At 59.7% G+C, this 16,841-nt stretch carries 15 protein-coding genes; 8 read left to right on the forward strand and 7 right to left on the reverse strand.

The genetic code is table 11. The features are described 5' to 3' along the window. Nucleotides 1-34: 34 nt before the first annotated feature. Nucleotides 35-1,108 (reverse strand): glycosyltransferase family 4 protein, encoded by a 1,074-nt coding sequence (locus FNT36_RS08815; protein ID WP_144846513.1) that lies wholly within the window; start codon nucleotides 1,106-1,108, stop codon nucleotides 35-37. Between the two features lie 311 nt (nucleotides 1,109-1,419). Here FNT36_RS08815 and FNT36_RS08820 point away from each other — a divergent pair, with 311 nt between their 5' ends. After that, entirely contained in the window at nucleotides 1,420-2,217 is a 798-nt protein-coding gene (locus FNT36_RS08820) for a hypothetical protein (protein WP_233635793.1), read from the forward strand. A gap of 94 nt (nucleotides 2,218-2,311) precedes the next feature. On the opposite strand, the gene FNT36_RS08825 is transcribed toward FNT36_RS08820, so the two are convergent. Next, nucleotides 2,312-2,782, reverse strand: a complete 471-nt coding sequence (locus tag FNT36_RS08825) for a c-type cytochrome (protein ID WP_144846517.1) — start codon at nucleotides 2,780-2,782, stop codon at nucleotides 2,312-2,314. Further along, the gene (locus tag FNT36_RS08830) at nucleotides 2,779-4,062 is read right to left on the reverse strand and encodes a PQQ-dependent sugar dehydrogenase (protein ID WP_144846519.1); all 1,284 of its coding nucleotides are present in this window, start codon (nucleotides 4,060-4,062) and stop codon (nucleotides 2,779-2,781) included. Before FNT36_RS08830 ends, FNT36_RS08825 begins: the two co-directional genes overlap by 4 nt. Nucleotides 4,063-4,185: 123 nt before the next feature. On the opposite strand from FNT36_RS08830, the gene FNT36_RS08835 reads away from it, so the two are divergent. Next, nucleotides 4,186-4,947, forward strand: coding sequence for an alpha/beta fold hydrolase (locus FNT36_RS08835; RefSeq protein WP_144846521.1), 762 nt, complete (start codon nucleotides 4,186-4,188; stop codon nucleotides 4,945-4,947). Nucleotides 4,948-4,956: 9 nt separating this feature from the next. Here the strand turns inward: FNT36_RS08835 and FNT36_RS08840 are convergent, their stop codons facing one another. After that, on the reverse strand, nucleotides 4,957-5,763 hold the full coding sequence (locus FNT36_RS08840) for an energy transducer TonB (RefSeq protein ID WP_233635794.1): 807 nt from the start codon (nucleotides 5,761-5,763) through the stop codon (nucleotides 4,957-4,959). A gap of 97 nt (nucleotides 5,764-5,860) precedes the next feature. Between FNT36_RS08840 and FNT36_RS08845 the strand changes: the two genes are divergently transcribed. The 4 genes from FNT36_RS08845 to FNT36_RS08860 all read left to right on the forward strand — a co-directional run bounded on the left by FNT36_RS08845 (nucleotide 5,861) and on the right by FNT36_RS08860 (nucleotide 10,123). Beyond that, nucleotides 5,861-6,745, forward strand: coding sequence for a transporter (locus FNT36_RS08845; RefSeq protein ID WP_144846525.1), 885 nt, complete (start codon nucleotides 5,861-5,863; stop codon nucleotides 6,743-6,745). Nucleotides 6,746-6,810: 65 nt separating this feature from the next. Next, on the forward strand, nucleotides 6,811-8,337 hold the full coding sequence (locus FNT36_RS08850) for a DUF1800 domain-containing protein (protein ID WP_144846527.1): 1,527 nt from the start codon (nucleotides 6,811-6,813) through the stop codon (nucleotides 8,335-8,337). A gap of 57 nt (nucleotides 8,338-8,394) precedes the next feature. Further along, nucleotides 8,395-9,621 (forward strand): DUF1501 domain-containing protein, encoded by a 1,227-nt coding sequence (locus tag FNT36_RS08855; RefSeq protein ID WP_144846529.1) that lies wholly within the window; start codon nucleotides 8,395-8,397, stop codon nucleotides 9,619-9,621. Between the two features lie 124 nt (nucleotides 9,622-9,745). Continuing rightward, nucleotides 9,746-10,123 (forward strand): SPW repeat domain-containing protein, encoded by a 378-nt coding sequence (locus FNT36_RS08860; RefSeq protein ID WP_144846531.1) that lies wholly within the window; start codon nucleotides 9,746-9,748, stop codon nucleotides 10,121-10,123. A gap of 91 nt (nucleotides 10,124-10,214) precedes the next feature. On the opposite strand, the gene FNT36_RS08865 is transcribed toward FNT36_RS08860, so the two are convergent. The 3 genes from FNT36_RS08865 to FNT36_RS08875 all read right to left on the reverse strand — a co-directional run bounded on the left by FNT36_RS08865 (nucleotide 10,215) and on the right by FNT36_RS08875 (nucleotide 14,315). Beyond that, complete coding sequence (locus FNT36_RS08865; RefSeq protein WP_233635795.1) at nucleotides 10,215-11,051, reverse strand: hypothetical protein; 837 nt, start codon at nucleotides 11,049-11,051, stop codon at nucleotides 10,215-10,217. A 98-nt stretch (nucleotides 11,052-11,149) separates the two neighbouring features. After that, the gene (locus FNT36_RS08870) at nucleotides 11,150-13,756 is read right to left on the reverse strand and encodes a lamin tail domain-containing protein (RefSeq protein ID WP_144846533.1); all 2,607 of its coding nucleotides are present in this window, start codon (nucleotides 13,754-13,756) and stop codon (nucleotides 11,150-11,152) included. A gap of 166 nt (nucleotides 13,757-13,922) precedes the next feature. Then, nucleotides 13,923-14,315, reverse strand: a complete 393-nt coding sequence (locus tag FNT36_RS08875; protein ID WP_144846535.1) for a VOC family protein — start codon at nucleotides 14,313-14,315, stop codon at nucleotides 13,923-13,925. A gap of 290 nt (nucleotides 14,316-14,605) precedes the next feature. Here FNT36_RS08875 and FNT36_RS08880 point away from each other — a divergent pair, with 290 nt between their 5' ends. Then, a complete protein-coding gene (locus FNT36_RS08880; protein WP_144846537.1) occupies nucleotides 14,606-15,598 on the forward strand; it encodes an aspartate-semialdehyde dehydrogenase in 993 nt (330 codons plus the stop codon). An 88-nt stretch (nucleotides 15,599-15,686) separates the two neighbouring features. Next, on the forward strand, nucleotides 15,687-16,829 hold the full coding sequence (locus FNT36_RS08885; protein ID WP_144846539.1) for a hypothetical protein: 1,143 nt from the start codon (nucleotides 15,687-15,689) through the stop codon (nucleotides 16,827-16,829). Nucleotides 16,830-16,841: the final 12 nt, after the last annotated feature.

Consider the following 16,841-nt stretch of genomic DNA (forward strand, 5'->3'; position numbering starts at 1 on the left):
CAGCAAGGCGTGCAAGAAGCAAGTGCTTCTCAAGCTATTTCCCCAATAACTCTTTATATACCGCTAGGTAGTCAGCGGCCGTTTGCTGCCAGCTAAACTGCCCAGCCTGGGCCTTTGCTGCTGCCGCTCGGGCGGGCGAATGCTGTGCCAAGCCTGCTGCCACTACTTGCTGCATGTGAGCCGGCGAAAAGTCGTCGAAGTAATAAGCGGCGCTTCCCCCTACCTCGGGCAAGGAGGTAAGACGACTCAAAAAGGCGGGCTTGCCCAGTTGCATAGCCTCTACTACAGGCAATCCGAACCCTTCGGCTAGCGACGGCTGCAAATAGCCCAAGCATCTGCTGATATACCAGGCTTTGTCGGCTTCGCTGATGCGAATGAGGATACGCACTCGGTCAGCTACGCCCGCCTGCTCGGCAGCTGCCTGAATAGCCGTGGCATAATTGCTTTCTGTAAAGCTGCCAGCAATAATTAATTCATAGTCATTGCCTTGTAGCAAAGGTGGCAAGACGTGAAAATTCTTTTTGGGGTTAACCGTGCCGAGGGCGAATAGAAAAGGCCGCTGAGGCTTGTAAGCTGGTACATGGTCGCTGGCTAGGGTAGGTAGGGCTTCTACGCCGCGCGGCACGTAGCGGAGCGGCTGGCGACCGGTATAGCCTAGCAGGTCGGCATGCCGCAGAATATCTTGCCGCACGAAGTCAGAAATAGTGACTAAGTAGTTGGCCCTTTTAATATTGCGGCGCACCATCGCTAGCTGCCGGGTGTAGGTGCGCTCATCGGGTTTTTGATGCAAAAAATTAAGGTCATGCACTGTCAGCACCACCTTAGTGAAGGGGCTGGTGGGCACATACCAACTAAGCTGCGAAGTGGCGTGCCACAGGCGGAAGCCGTAGCTCGGCGGGTTAATGTATTTGTGAAAACTACGTTGGGTGAGGTAGTGCACGCCCGTATGGCCTAAGCCACCTACTTCAGTAGGCGGCACATAGCAGTAGAGCTGATAATGCTGATTCTGACGAATCAATTCGTGGGCTAGGGGAACAGTGAAATGACTAAAGCCACTATCACGGTCTTTCAGCACCTCGCAATCTAAGATGATACGTGGAAGCGACATGAAGCAAAGGGCGGTGCTATTAGGCAGCTGCCGAACTATAGAGCAAGTGGCAGCTAACTAAGGTGCGGAAAGAGCTACCTAGGCACATTATGGCACGAAGAAAAAGGATTAGCCTGAACTTGCAGCACGAATTGGTAGCGTGCACCCGTGATAGGTGCAGTTAGGTGGCGTAGCTTTCACGTAGTAACACTGCAGCACGCTTTTATTATACTCGTCTTATGGCCTGCGCATCTTGTTCCCTTATTTACTTGGCTTACGGCTCAGCCGACTTACATGCGGAGGCAGTTTATAGTCTACTTTCTTACTATGAAGTGGCCCGGCAACCCGTACGGGTTCTAATCTATACCGACACGGCGGCAGCTTTCGAGCGGGTACTCGGAGCACGCCCCGATGTCTACTATCCCACGGTGAGCTTAGCCGAGTGGCAAGCCTGGCGCGGCAGTAGCAACAAAGTATACCTGCTAAAAATAGGAGTTCTGAGCCATGCCGCGCACCATTACCCTGGCAACTTGCTTTTTGTAGATACGGATACTATCTGGCGAGCAGACCCTGCCCCGCTTTTTGCCCAGCTGTCGCAAGGCCAAGCAGTAATGCACGTGAGTGAGGGGCTGCTTATCAGTGGTAATGTGCTGAGTCGTAAAGTGTACCAGCACCTAAAGGGCATAGTATTCACTGTTGAAAGCCGGCAATATGCTGTGAGTAGCAAAACAGTGCTTTACAACTCTGGCGTTATCGGGCTGACTTCGGCAATGGCTGTCCGCTTGCCCGAGGTGGTAGCGCTGGCCGACCAGCTCTACGCTGCTTACAACAAGCATATGATGGAGCAACTAGCTTTTAGCCTATGGTTTGAGGAAGATAGAAGCGTAGTGGAGGCGGCACCCTACGTACTGCACTACTGGAACCTAAAGGCGGCGCGACCACAGCTCACCCAGCTTTTTACCTCATATGCCAGTCAATCATTGGCGGCTTTTTACGAAAAGGCTACCAACTTAAACCTAGCAGACTTGCACGCCGAAGAAATGGCCTATCGCCAATTGCCTGCTTGGCGACGCACATTGCGCAAGCTAACCGGTCGGCGGTGGCGAATGCCCGACGCTGATAAGAGCTAACCTCAGCTAGCTAGTAGACTAGCTGCGAGTGTAGCATAACCAAAACGCGGCGGCCCCGTTGCCGGAACCGCCGCGCCTAGGTAGTGATTAACAGTTATTTGAGGGTAGCGCGCACGGCTTTCACCTCCGCTACCTGCACCGCGCTGGCCTTGTTGCCAAAGCTATTGCGAACGTAGGTGAGCACATCGGCTATTTGCTGGTCGGTGAGGTAGGCCTGGGCGGGCATGTGCTGTTTGTATTCCTCGCCGTCAATCTCGATGGGCTCGGCAAGACCTGCCAGTACGATGTGCGACAGGCGTGCTTTGTCGCCAAGCACATACTGGGTTTTGATGAGCGGCGGGTTGATGGGAGGCAAGCCGCCACCATCGGCTTGGTGGCAAGTGATGCACACGTTCTTGTACACCACGGCGCCCCGCGTGAGCGAAGCCGCCAAAGCGGGGTCGGCGGCGGTTTTAGCCGCGGCCTTGGCCGGCGCCTTAGGGATAGGGCGGTGCTGGGCTTGCAGCGTAAGGCCCGCGCCAGCCACAAGGGCGATACCTAGGAAAAATTGCTTGCTGAAAATCATTTTTTGGCGTTGTACACGATGCGGTAAATAGTGCCCTTCGAGTCATCGCTGACATAGAGCGAGCCATCGGGGCCTTGGGCTAGGCCGCAGGGACGGTGGTCGGCGCGGCCCGAAGCAGTTTTCTCAGCTGAGCCCGAGAAGTTATCGGCAAAAACCTCCCACTGGCCGCTGGGCTTGCCATCCTTAAAGGGCTGGAAGGCTACCATATAACCAGCTTGCGGCTCGGGAGCGCGGTTCCAGGAGCCGTGGAAGGCGATGAAGGCGCCGTTGCGGTACTTGGCCGGGAACATGTTGCCGGTGTAAAACAGCAAGCCGTTGGGTGCCATGTGGGCGGGGTAGGCAGCGGCGGGCTTCAGGTAGTCACCCTTTGCAGCGGTTTTGCCATCGCCGCCGTACTCGGGGCCTTGCATCACTTCCTTGCGCTGGGGGTCGTAGTAGATGTAGGGCCAGCCAGCATTGGAACCTTTGCTGAGGGCGTACATGCACTCGGCGGGCAAGGTGGCCGACTGCTGGTCGGTGTAGAGCGCGGGCCAGTTGTCGTGCAGCTGGTCGCGGCCGTGCTGCATCACAAAAAGCTGGTTGTCTTGCGGGTTCCAGTCGAGGCCCACCACGTTGCGCAGGCCGGTGGCGTAGCGCGTGCCCTGGGCGTAGCGCTGGTTGAGTTGGCTGGCCTTAAACTGCCAGATGCCACCCGCCGAATCCAGGATGGGGCAATTGGGAATGCCCTTCGAGCCGCGGGTGCGGTCCTGCTCCTGGCAGGCGTTGGCGTAGGCGCCCACGTTTACGTACAGGTTGTTGTCGTTATCGAGCACGATGGATTTTGACTCGTGCTGGCTGCCCACTTTGAGGCCACGCACTAGTAGCTCGGCTTTGGCGGGGTCTACTACCTCGCCTCGGTCATCGAGCTTGTAGCGGTACACATCGTGGTCGGAAGAGGCGTAGAGATAGCCACTCTTCACGTACATGCCCGTGCCGCCGTAGTCGCCAAAGCCACTCGTCACGGTGGCTTTGCCATTGGGCTGGCTGTGCAGTACCAAGATGCCTTTGCCGTCTTTCACCCGGTTGAGCTTCACGTAGATAGTGCCCTGCGGGGTGATGGCGATGTGGCGGGCTTTGCCGCCAGTTTCGGCTACTTTGAGCGCGCCAAAGCCTGCGGGTAATTTCAGGCCGGCATTGTCGGGGTCGGGTGCCACGCGCACGTTGGTTTGGCTGGCGTAGAGCAATGCGCTGCCCGCGAGGGCCGCAGTGCCGAGCAAGAGGCGGGAATAAGTGGAACGCATAGGAGCAAGAAAAGAAAAAACAGAAATTAAAAATGAGCGGCTCGCATTGCTGCCAACTGCGAAGAAGGACGTAAGGTTGCGGCCCCTGGCTGCGCCCACGCCTAGGTGGCTATTTTTGCCCCTATGCCCACTGCCCAGCCTACCCTTGTTTTCCTGCACGGCTTTGCCGAAAGCCGCGAAGTTTGGACCGAGTTTACCCGGCCCTTCCCGGCTGCCTACCGCCTGCTGGCGCCCAATCTGCTAGGCCACGGCACCAATTTAGCGCCCGTGCCCGACTTCTCGATGGAGGCCCAGGCGCGCTACGTTATCGACCACCTAGGGCGCCGCAACGCTACCGAGCCGGTGCTGCTGGTGGGCCACAGCATGGGCGGCTACGTGGCCTTAGCCGTGGCCCAGCGCTACCCCGAGCGCGTGGCCGGCCTGGCGCTTATCAATTCTACGGCCTACGCCGACACAGACGAGAAGCGCCAAAACCGCGAGAAAAACATTGGCTTTGTGGAGCGCCACGGCGTGGACAAATTCATGGACAGTTTTGTGCGTCCGCTTTTTGCCCCCGCCAACCGTGACCGCCTGCCCGAGGCCCGCGCCTTGCTCGAAGACATCGGCAAGGCCACGCCCGAAACCACGCTGGTGGGTGGCCTGCGCGGCATGGCCGCCCGGCCCGACCGCACGGCCGTGCTGCGCACCGCCCGCTTCCCGGTGCTGCTGGTAGCCGGCAAGCACGATGTAGCCGTGCCCCTGGCCGACTCGGTGGCCCAGGCTGCCCTAGCCCCGGTGGGCACCGGGCTATTTCTGGAAGGCAGCGGCCACCTTTCTTATGTAGAGCAGCCTGAGGCCACGCGCCGGGCGGTGTTGGCGCTAGCCAGCGCGGTGTTTGGGCAGTGAGAAAGGCCCTTACTGGATAGTGAAGTTTACTGGCAATACATAGGCCACTCGCACTGGCTTGCCCTGGTAGCGGGGCGGCGTTAGGGCATTAGGCAGAATTTGTAGTACGCGCAGGGCCTCCGCATCTAGGGTGGGGCTTACGCTGCCCGCAATGCGACGCTGCTCCACGGCGCCGGTTTCGCTTACTTCAAAGTACGCGTATACCTTGCCCTGCACCTTGTTGCGCAGGTCTTCGACTGGGTAGCGCACCTGCATCAGCACAAAGCTCATGGCGTTAGGGGTGTTGCGCTTCGTTCGGCCTGCGGGCAACGGAAAAGTTGGGTGCTCGTCGCAATAGAGCAGCGGCATAGGTCTCGGCGCCGAGCCTAGGGCTAGCGGGATGGTAAAGGAAGTCCCTTTGCCAGACTGATTGGGGCCAGTAGGAAGATACCAAGTGCCTAGGCGCTGCGCCAGCTGCTGCGCAAGCGCCTGGGCCTCCGCCGAGCGGGCCTGCTTCTGTGCTGCCTTAGAAGCAGGCGCCAGGTAGTAAAGCTCAGCCAATTGGCCAGTGGCAGTCAGTTCGAGGCGTACAAATTGCTGTTCAGTTAAGGTGGGGCTAGCTTGCCGGATAGTGCGCTCCACCACCGCGCGCAGCGAATCGGGTCCGCCTGCAAACTGTGGCCCGTCGTACTTGGTAGTGGTAGCCTCGGTGCCGAAGAGCGGCATGGTAGGCTGAGTTTGCGCTTGGGCATGCGCTAGTGGGCTGCCCAGTAATCCCCATGCCAGCACTAATGTGGGCGCTGCCAACTTGAAGCGAAGCAGTATAGGTAAGTGCATGATAGAAATTGGCAAGGTGCTGCTAATAGTTTTTGGACGTGGTGAAGATAAGGTGTTGGAATAGCTGCATAGGCCATTTGCTACGTACTTGCCGCCCATGAAGCATCTTGCTACCCTAATACTCGCGTTGCTGGTCGGCCTGCCTTTGGTTGGCTGGGCGCAGTCTACCGACGACAATCACCCCAAGTTTCCGAGCCCCTACGACTCGGCGCACTTTAGCTGGCGCAAGCCCGTGCCGCGCAATCGCCTGCGCCCGCTACGCCCCGACCGCCCCGGCACTACCGAAAGCCCCTTTACCGTCGATGCCGGTCATTTTCAGCTCGAAACCGACCTAGGGCGCCTCATCAACGAGCCCGGCTCGGAAGAAGACCCGCAGAAGCGTACCTGGCACGCTGCCTACGCCCTGGTGAAGCTTGGGCTAAGCCGCAAAACGGATTTGCAGGTCGAACTACCTTTTTATGCGGCCCAAAAGCAGCGGCCCGACGACGCTAGCGAGTGGGAAAACCAGCGCGGCTTTGGCGACGTGGCCGTGCGCCTAAAGCATAACTTCTTGGGCGACGACCAAAAGGGTCCGCTGGCTGCCAGTGTGATAGGCTTTGTGCGTCTGCCCACCGGTGCCACAGGCGTCAGCAATGCCCGGCCCGAGTATGGCATTGTGCTGCCCGTTGACATAGAGATAGGCAAGACCTACAACCTGGAAGCCCAGCTCGAAACCGACCTAGACTATGACCCCGAAGAAGCCCAGCGCTACGTGCGCCTGATGCCCTCGGTGGCCCTCGACCGGCAGTTTGGCGAAAAGCTAGGCTTGCTCGTGGAAGGTGCTTTCCCTTGGAATAGCGAACAGCACCGCTGGCACGCGCAACTCAACGTGGCGCCAACCTTCAACGTGACCGACAATTTTCAGCTCGATGCGGGCACCCACATCGCGCTCAATGGCCGCACCCAGCGCGAGTATTTCGTGGGCCTCACGGTGCGCTACTAAGCGGCTGGGCGGTGCGGGACCGGCCGTGAATTAAACCTTGCGGCGCGCCCGGCATCTTATCCGGCATGAACTCGCAGCAGCTTCAGCACCTATACTGGCGCGCCGGCTTTGGCCCCCGCCCCGCCGATATTGCCGCCGGCTTGAGCCCGGCCAAGGCTCTGCGACAGCTGTTGCGCGAGGCTGAGCCCTGCACGCCCATCGAGAGCCCGGCTTTTCACTACGCCGACCCCCTAGGTGCCGTGGTGGCCGTGCAGCCCGTGGCACCCGTTTCGGCTGGAGCTTCAATGGCCAGCGAGCTTTCTCCGCTCAGCCCGCGCACGGCAGCGCTGCCCGCAGGCCGGCCCGCCGCGCTCGTGTTGCGCCGCCGCGACCTCACGCCCGAGCAGCGCAAGCAGCAAAATGAAGGTATCCGCGACGCCTTCGCAGCCATGAGCACGGCTTGGATGGAGCGTATGGCCACCGGCCCCGGCCAGCTGCGCGAAAAAATGGCGCTGTTCTGGCACGGGCACTTTGCCTGCCGCACGCGCCGGCCCAACGATAGCTTGCAGCTGCTCAATACCATCCGGACGCACGCCCTAGGTAAGTTTTCGGACCTGCTGCTGGCCGTGAGCCGCGAGCCGGCCATGCTGCAGTTCTTAAATAACCAGCAGAATAAGAAGGAGCATCCCAACGAGAACTTCGCCCGCGAGGTGATGGAGCTCTTCACCTTGGGACGTGGCAACTACACCGAAACCGATGTGAAGGAAGCCGCCCGCGCCTTCACCGGCTGGAGCTACGATAACCAAAACAATTTCGTGTTTCGGGCGCGCCAGCACGATGCTGGGCCCAAGACTTTCTTGGGCCACACCGGCAACCTAGGCGGCGAAGACGTGCTGGCCATCATCATGCAGCAGCCAGCCACAGCCACGTTCTTGGTTACCAAGCTGTACCGCTTTTTCGTCAACGACGTGCCCAATTCGGCGCACATCGAGCTGCTGGCCACGGCTTTTCGGCGCAGCCACTACGACATTGCTGACTTGGCCGAGCGGCTATTTTCAGCCGATTGGTTTTACGACGCGGCCAACGTGGGCGTGCGCATCAAGTCGCCGGTCGAGCTAATTGCTGGCCTGCGCCGTACCCTAGGCGTGCAGCTCGATAACGCGCGGCTGCTGCTGGGCTACCAGAAAGCGCTAGGCCAAACGCTGTTTATGCCGCCCAACGTGGCTGGCTGGCCTGGCGGCCGCAATTGGATAGATTCGTCGTCGCTGCTGCTGCGCTTGCAGCTGCCGGCCATCTTGTTCAAGAACGCCGAGTTTGCGGTGCGCCTCAAGGACGACGAAAATGACATTACGCCCCAAACCACCGGCAAAGAGCGCACGCTACGCAACACTGTGGGCGCCCGCCTGCCGCTGGCTGCGCTGCAGCAGCTGCTAGGTGGCGCCAGTACCGCTGAGCAGTCTCAGCAATTGGTGCGCTGCCTGCTGCAAGTTCCTCTGCGCCCCGAAAACTTGGCGCTGGTGCAGCAGGCCGCCGCCAAAGCCACCACGCCCGAGGAGCAGCTGCGCACCACGCTCATCAGTTTGCTGAGCTTGCCCGAGTATCAGTTGAGTTAAAGAAATCGCCTGTCGTACAGCACGCCGTGCTGCACGACAGTTTAAAGCCATACCACTATGCAGCGCCGCCACTTCTTGCAATCGTCTGCCTTGGCCAGCACCTTACTGCTGGTGCCCAAGTTTTTGCACGCCCTCGACCGGCCCGAAGCGCGGCTGGCTACGCTGCTACGCGATGCCCCGGCCGAGAAGGCGCGCCGCCTCATCGTGGTGCAGCTCAGTGGCGGCAACGATGGGCTGAATACCATCATTCCGTACCGCAACGACTTGTATTACAAGGCGCGGCCCACGCTGGCGCTTCGCGAGGCCGAGGGCATCTTGCCCCTCAGCGACGACCTAGGGCTGCACCCCGCCATGCGCGGCCTCAAAGACCTGTACGACCAGGGCCAGCTGGCTGTGCTCAATGCCGTGGGCTACCCCAACCCCGACCGTTCGCACTTCCGCTCGATGGACATCTGGCAAACCGGCTCGGGCTCGGAGCAATTGCTGACCACCGGCTGGCTCGGCCGCTACCTCGACAGCAGCTGCGCGGGCTGCGCCCTGCCTTACCAGGCGTTGGAGGTAGATGATACACTGAGCTTAGCCTTGAAGGGCCAGCTGCGCAAAGGTCTGGCCGTGAAGACACCCGGCAAGTTTCACCAGCTCACCCAGAGCCGCTACCTCAGCCAGCTAAGCCAGGAAGCGGTGCCGCCCGCCGCTACTTCTGAACTCGATTATCTCTACAAAACGCTGGCTGAAACAGCGTCGTCGGCCGATTACCTCTACCAAAAATCGAAGGTGCACACTAGCACCGCTACCTACCCCAACACCGACCTAGGGCGCAACCTCAAAACCACCGCTGAGCTGATAACCTCGGGTGTCGAGTCGCGGGTGTACTACGTGGCCCTCAGTGGCTTCGATACCCACGTGCGACAGCACGCGCAGCAAGCCCGCCTGCTAGGCGAGCTCTCGGATGGCCTGGCCGCACTGGCCGCCGACTTGCAAAAAAGCGGCGAGTGGGCTAACACGATGGTAATGGTATTCAGCGAGTTTGGCCGGCGCGTGACCCAGAATGCCAGCAACGGTACCGACCACGGCACCGCCAACAACGTGTTTTTGCTCAGCGGCGCCCTGCGCAAACCTGGCTTGCTCAACGCCCCCGCCAGCCTCGCCGACCTCGACCAGGGCGACCTGCGCTACCAAGTCGATTTTCGCAGCCTCTACGCCAGCATTTTAGCTGACTGGCTCGGCGCCGATGATAAGCTAGTGCTCGGCCCTGGCATCGAGCGCCTTGCGGGCCTAGTGTGAGGAGGCAGGCGCCGGGTGCTACAAGTGAAATAAGGGCTTGAAAAGCAGCTTTGTGCGTTAAGCTGGGCTATATCCTGCCGGGGGGCGGAGCCGTACTGGTAGGCACCACCCATCTGCTCTTGCTATGAAACCCATTTCGCCCACTCTCCACGGTGTACTTGACTACCTTACCTGTGGCTTTTTCCTGGTGCTGCCCAGCGAGTTTGACCTGACCGGCACCTACGCCAACGTGTGCTACCTGCTGGCCGGAGGCTACCTCGTTATTTCGCTGCTGACCAACATGCCCTTTGGCTTACTCAAGGTGATTCCCTTCTGGCTGCACGGACGCCTAGAGCTAGTAAGTGGCCTCGTATTTATTGCCTCACCCTGGCTGTTTGGCTATGCCGGCAACACTACCATGCGCAACCTGTTTATTGGGGTTGGCATCGTCTTTTTAGTTGTGTTTGCGCTCACGCAATGGCAGCCCCAAGACAAGACTGTAGTTGAGCTACAAAAGGGTTAATCCTTATTAGCTAAGTGCCTATACATCAAGGTGCCCCATGTGTTCAACTCGAACGCATGGGGAACCTTGGTGTATAGGCACTTAGCCAGACTTAGATAGGCACATTGAAGCCGAGGGCGTAAGTAAGCTGGGCCGAGCCAAAGCGGTGCGTTACCAGCGTTTGGCGGTCGTAGCCGATGCGCGAGTTGGTGTAGTTGGCAAAGGCACCCTGCATATCGGACTGCAAGAAGAAATACCGGAAAATCTCGAAGCGCAGGCCCGCGCTGGCGCCCGCCACCCAGCCTTCGTAGCGAAATGGCCCTTCGGAGTGGCTCGTAAAAATCGACGCGATGGTGTAGGTAATCATCGGGCCGCCGCCCACCTTGCCGATGGCGCTCAGGGCCAAGTGTTTGCCCACGACTAGGCGCTGGCGCTTCACAAGGTTCACCATCAGATAGTTGTTGCCGTTGGTGTGCTGCAAGTGCACAAAGTCGGGCGTCACGAGCGTGTCACGGTCGAAGTGAAAGCCGCGAATTTGACCCGCCGCCCGCATCACTTGGTTGTCATCGACCACGTATTTGAGGTGATTCCAGGCCACCTCGATACCTAGGTCGTGCTTGTCGCCAAACATGTAGCCTATCGTGGCGTCGTACTGCGGCACGGTCAGGTTGCTGGGCTTCCAGAAGTCGCTCATGCTCATGTGGTCGTGCGCCTTCGCGTCGTGAAACGTGAAGTCGAAATCATCGCTCGTGCTGTTGCGAAACCGGATGTCGGAGCGCGTGTACCAGTCGCGGTTGTAGCCCCAGGTAAAATATAGCGAGCCGCGGTGGTGCCCTAGGGGTAGCGTTTGAATAGCGGGACCGGGCGCATTCAGCGGGGTAGTTGGCTGGGCAGCCAGTGGAGTTGCCAGGCTGAAAGCGGCACCGGCAAAAAGTATAAAGGACTTCACGTAAGAGTTGTAGAGGCGAAATAGTGGCTTGTCTGCCTAATAAGACAGAAAGGTGGAGCTTATATTTTAAGCTCCGCACTAATTAAATTTTAGCTGAGCTATAACCGGGCGCCAACCACTACTGTTTTCTTGTATTCGCGGCGCTCGGCGCCGCTGGGCCTAAACAGCTCGACGTGAACGATGTAGTAGCCCACGGCAGCTTTGTGGCCGTTGTCGTCGGTGCCATCCCACTGCACGGCGCCGGTGGTGGGTAGGCTCTCATTGCGCAGCAGGCGGCGCGTGAGGCGCCCTAGGGCATCGTACACCGTCACGGAGCCCACATAGCCGGGTTGGCCGAGTTCGTAGCTGAGGGTGGTGAAGTCCTGCTGGCCATCATTGTCGGGTGTAAAAAGCTCGGGCGCTAGTGCTAGCTCCTGGCCACCCCCAGCGGCGTCCTGGGCCTGCGAGTTGGGGCGGCCGGGCGTAGCGTAGCCCACCGTGCTGGCCGCCGAGTGAAAGTTGCTCGCCAAGCTTGGCCCCGCCGCCCTAATGCGCTCGAGGCTCACGCCAGCCGCTGTGCTCAGCAGCGATAGCTGCTGGCTTTTGTCGTAGACATAATGGTCAAGCTCTTGGCTGCCCGCATCATACACGTAAACGCTGCCGGTGCTAGTATCGAGGGCCGGAAACCCCGCCACAGCCAGCAGCGCCGCGGCGTCGTTGCTGGTAGGGTACTGCACCTGCAAAATGTCCGCATCGCTGGTGAGCGCCACTAGTTGGCCCGGCGCCAGCACATAGGCCGCCGTGGGGCTGATGGCGCAAGTGCCTAGGCCAGTGGCTTTCTGCGTAGCCAGCTGATAGCCCTGCAGGTTGAGGTAGCGCGCCGAGCGATTAAGCAATTCCACAAAATATACGCCTCCCGAGCGGTGGTTAAAGAGTACCTCGTTCACCACCAAGTCGCCCGGCTGCGCCGCTTCGGTCAAGGCAAAGCCAGCATAAGTAAGTGCCCCGCTGGCATTGCCAGCGCAGTCAGTGGCGCGGGCCACAGCCACGGTAATGGGCTGGCTGGGCTGCAGCGTGGTACCTAGGAGCAAGTCCACGGCCCGGAAGTCGGGCCCCATGGGCGCGGCCTGGCGCACACCTAGGGGCGTGCCCGCGTTGCTTTGCAGGGTGTACAGCGCTGGGCTGGCGGCTGCGGCGCTGTCTAGCTTTTCGCCAAAATACAAGCGCACCGTGCTGGCCGTCAGGGCCACGGCGCGCAGCAGGGTAGGGGGCGTGCGGTCGGGGCTAGCGGTGGCCACACTGTTGCGGCGGGCGGGGGTGCCACCATTAGTATCTTGGCTGGCCTGCCAGTTGTCGGCGCCGCTGCAGTAAGCGCTGGGGTCGCGCATTTCGAGCGTCCAGCCGCCGTTTTTCTTGCGCTGGTCGCGGTACCAATCGTCGGTGTAAGCTACTTCAAATAAGGTAGTGCCATCGCGACCGCGCAGCACCAATTGGTCGCCCGCATTGGTAAGCGTCGGGAAGTTGCTGACGCCGTATACTTTGCCATAGGTAGCAAACTGCGCCGCGCGGGTGGCGCCGCACACCACGGCGTATTGGCCGGGCAGCAGCCGGGCGGTATCGGGCAGCACGGCAGCAGTGGCGCTGCCGCTTTTGAGCAGTCGCACGCCGCGCAAACTCAGGATTTTAGCAGCCGTGTTATTGTAAATCTCTACAAACTCTGATGCCGGCAAGCCTACAGCGGGCGTTTCGCGAGCCATGATTTCCGTGATAAGCAGCTCGCCTATCCTAGGTGCCACCGCCACCCCGCCAAACGTGGCCGTGAGGGGGCCGGCAGCTACGTTGCCGTAGAGATCAGCTAGCTGGCGTACCTCTAGGGTGTTGGTGCTAGCAAAGTCTTGCCCAAAGGTGAGCCGCACTACGGCAGGGTTCAGGGCTGATACCTGAGCGCTGGTGGGCACCACGCCCGTAGCCAGCCGGTAAGTAGCTAGCTGGATGGCGGTGGTGGGGTCTACGGCTTCGTTAAACACCACCTCAACCGTGCGGGCGTCGAGCGGCGCGGCCCGCGTAAGCAGCGGCGCCGTGGCATCGGTCACGCTAAAATCGTCGAAGTAAAAGTTCTTGCTATTGGCCGCCGAGTACACTAGCGACACGCCTATCACGGCACTGCGTTGGTGCGTGTTGTCGATAGGCTGACTGGCCTCGGCCACGAAGCTGCGGCCGCCGCTTAGGTCACGCTCTAGTTTCCACTGGCCTTGCAGCGAGCGCGTCACGCGCACCCGCACTACATTATTGCTAGTTCCTAGGGTACCGTTTTGGCCATCAATGACCATGACAGCCGCCTTAGCCGAGTCCTTGCGAAAGAGGCTTACCTCATCGTCGGTGCCGCCTAGGCGCACGAAGTAGCCTTTAGTGGCGGCGCTTTTGAGGTCGGCTTGCGAGGCCAGTAGCCACACATCAGCAAGGTTGCCCGAGGAGGTGGCAAGCTTCAGATTAGCCCAAAACTCCCAAGTGGCGCCAGTGCTAGCCTGGCAGGGCGTCACAAGCTGCAATTGGGTGCCCGTGGTGGCTGGCCCGTTGCTTTGCAGCACTTGATTGGCCACGATGAAGCTGGCAGCGTCGCCGTTCCAAGCGGGGTTTTGGGTAAAGTTGCCGTCGGCAAACGTCTCGGCTAGCTGCGCAAAGGCGGCCAGCGGCAGCATAAAAAATAGCAGTAATATATATTTCATCAATAGGGTCACCTAGGATAGATACCCCTAAATAAATCCCTAAAAGCTGAACTGCAACGCCCGATTGGGAAAAGTCATTTTTTATAACCGTCAAAGAAAAGTGAGCGAGCAATCTAATTGTTAAACAACTAGATTGCTCGCTCGAATTCATCCAAATTACTAGGATTTAAACCATATAAAACTCCCAGGAAATGCGGTCAGGGTCTTTGAAAGCCACGTACTTCATGGGCCCCACGGTATCCTGCTTGATGCCGGTGTTTTCGACGCCCGCCGCCTCTAGGGCGTCGGCCACGCGCTTCAGCTCGGCCTCGTCTTCGCAGGCAATGGCAATGTGGTCGAGGCCCACGTTGAAAGGCGTGAAGGTGCCGCCACCGGGGTAGGTGGGCTCAGCCTTCTTGAAGCCAACGAACGTGGAGCCGACCAAAAACCCAAGTATTTCGGGTGTGTCGAGGGCTATCGGCAAGCCCAGCAAGTCGTGGTAAAAGGCCTTAGCGCGGGCAAAATCGGTGGTGCGCAGGGCCACGTGAGCGAGGCCCTTGGTTTTGGGGTTGATGGCCATAAGTGGCTGAGTGGTTTGGTGAAGAGAAGGTAGAAGCAGTGGCAAAAGCTAGCGGTGGCCCGGCTTCGACAAGCTCGGCAGGACCTGTGCCACTTTCTTTTTAACCTCAACGAGTAATCTATTGATTTGGCTAGCGTGCCTGCCGATTTTTCTTCAGTTCTCACCTAGGGTGCTCCTTCGGCCATTTCTGAACTAAGCCATTCGCTGGCTAACCAATTTTATCCCGACATTTGCCCCGCACCGGCCGGCGCGACGCCGCCCGTTTAACGTGCTGATTAACTGTTACCCTCATGAAAATTGCCGTTGTGGGTGCCACCGGGCTGGTGGGCACCGAAATGCTGAAGGTGCTCGCCGAGCGCCAGTTTCCGGTTACTGAATTGCTGCCCGTGGCTTCGGCCAAATCGGTGGGCCAGCTAGTTCATTTTCAAGGCAAAGACTACCCCGTGGTGAGCATGGAAGACGCCATTGCGGCGCGTCCGGCCATCGCCATTTTCTCGGCCGGCGGCGGCGTATCGCTGGAGTTCGCGCCCAAGTTTGCCGAGGTCGGCACCGTGGTAGTCGATAACTCGTCGGCCTGGCGCATGGACCCTAGCAAGAAGCTGGTCGTGCCCGAGGTAAATGCCCACGAGCTCACCAAGGACGATAAAATTATCGCCAACCCGAACTGCTCGACCATTCAGATGGTGGTGGCTTTGAATGACTTGCACAAGAAGTACAAGGCTGAGCGCATTGTGGTAAGCACCTACCAGAGTGTGACCGGCACCGGCAAAAAAGCCGTGGACCAGCTCATGGAGGAGCGCGCCGGCCAGCAGGCTAGCAACCCCGCCTACGCCCACCCCATCGACCTGAACGTGCTGCCCCACATCGACGTGTTTCAGCCCAACGGCTACACCAAGGAGGAGCTGAAAATGGTGAATGAGACCAAGAAAATCATGAGCGACGACAGCATCCGCGTCACCGCCACTTGCGTGCGCGTGCCCGTAATGGGCGGCCACTCCGAGTCGGTCAACGTGGAGTTTGCTCAGGATTTTGACCTAGACGACGTGCGCGATGTGCTGCGCCAAACGGATGGCGTGGAGCTGGTAGACGATGTACAAAACAACAACTACCCCATGCCTAAAGACAGCCACGGCCGCGACGCCGTACTGGTGGGCCGCCTCCGCCGCGACGACACCCAGCCCAACACCCTCAATATGTGGATTGTGGCTGACAACCTGCGTAAAGGCGCCGCCACCAACGCCGTGCAGATTGCCGAATATCTGGTAGCCAACGGGCTGGTATAATACAGAGCTTAAACTGTAAAAGCCCCTGCGTTTTCCGAAAGCGCAGGGGCTTTTTGTGAAATAGTAGGTGGTAGCTCAGCGTAGCCAAATGAAGCAAAAAAGACACTGGAGCAAACGAGTGCGTTGGGGTAGGCTACTCGTGTTGCTAGGGCTGCTTGTGGGCTTGTGCTACAGCTGGCCCACGTACCAGCCGCCCGGCCGCCCCGAGGTGCGGCTGCGGCTGAACTACTTGGAGCGCGTTATTCAGGAAGGGGCCACGCCGCCGACCACCCTAGGTAGGCTGACCCAGCTAAACGCAGAGTGGGGGCTGTTTACCTTGTCATTCAGCACCTATGCGCTGGCTAACTTGGCCCAGCGGCAGCCCGACTTGCGCGCGGAAGCTGCGGCTACCATCGGCCGGGCTATTGAGGTAGCGCTGACTGCCCCCATCCGGCAGCCATTTGAGTTTTCAGCACCAGCCGAACATGCTGAGCCTACGCTGCCCAGTTCGGTACTGTACCTAGGGCACCTCAACCTGATACTGGGTTGCCACCGGCAACTAGTGCCTAATTCGCCCTACCAACACCTGCACGACAGCTTGTCGGCAGCCCTGGCCGCCCGCTACCAGCAGGAGCCTAGCGGCAACCTGCCTTCGTACCCCGGGCGGCGCTGGCTGCCTGACAATACCGTGGCCCTGGCCTCGCTGGCGCTGCATAGTCGCCTCACCGGCAGCGCTTACGCCGCCGCGGGCCACCGCTGGGTAGCGCGGGCCCAGCGCAAGTGGCTTGACCCCACCACCGGCCTGCTGGCATCGATGGTAGATGCTGCTGGGCAACCCAGCGAGGAGCCTAGGGGCTCACACCTGGGCTGGAGCATTTGGTTTCTGACGCAAGTCGATTCGGCTTTCGCTCGACAGCAATACGCCTTGTATCAACACCACTATAGCACCAACCTCGGTGTGCTGCGGCTGTATAGCGAGTTTGCCCACAGCTACGAAACCGGCGCCGGCAACGTCGATAGCGGCCCGCTCATTCTGGGCTACGGCATTCCGGCCACGGCCTTCGCCTTTGCCGATGCGGTGGCCCTAGGTGACTGGCGCAATGCCCAGCGGCTGCGGCGCGTCATCAGCCTAGGTAGCCGCAAAATTCGGGGGGGTGACGAACTGCGCTACGGCGTGCGGCTGATAGACTTAGAGGTAAATCCGCTGTCGGAAGCGCTGCTGCTGTGGGCCGACGTGCCGGGCGGCGGTTAACTTAAAAGCAGC

The sequence above is a fragment of the Hymenobacter setariae genome, assembly GCF_007713685.1.
In the GTDB taxonomy this organism is placed as follows: Bacteria; Bacteroidota; Bacteroidia; order Cytophagales; family Hymenobacteraceae; genus Hymenobacter; species Hymenobacter setariae.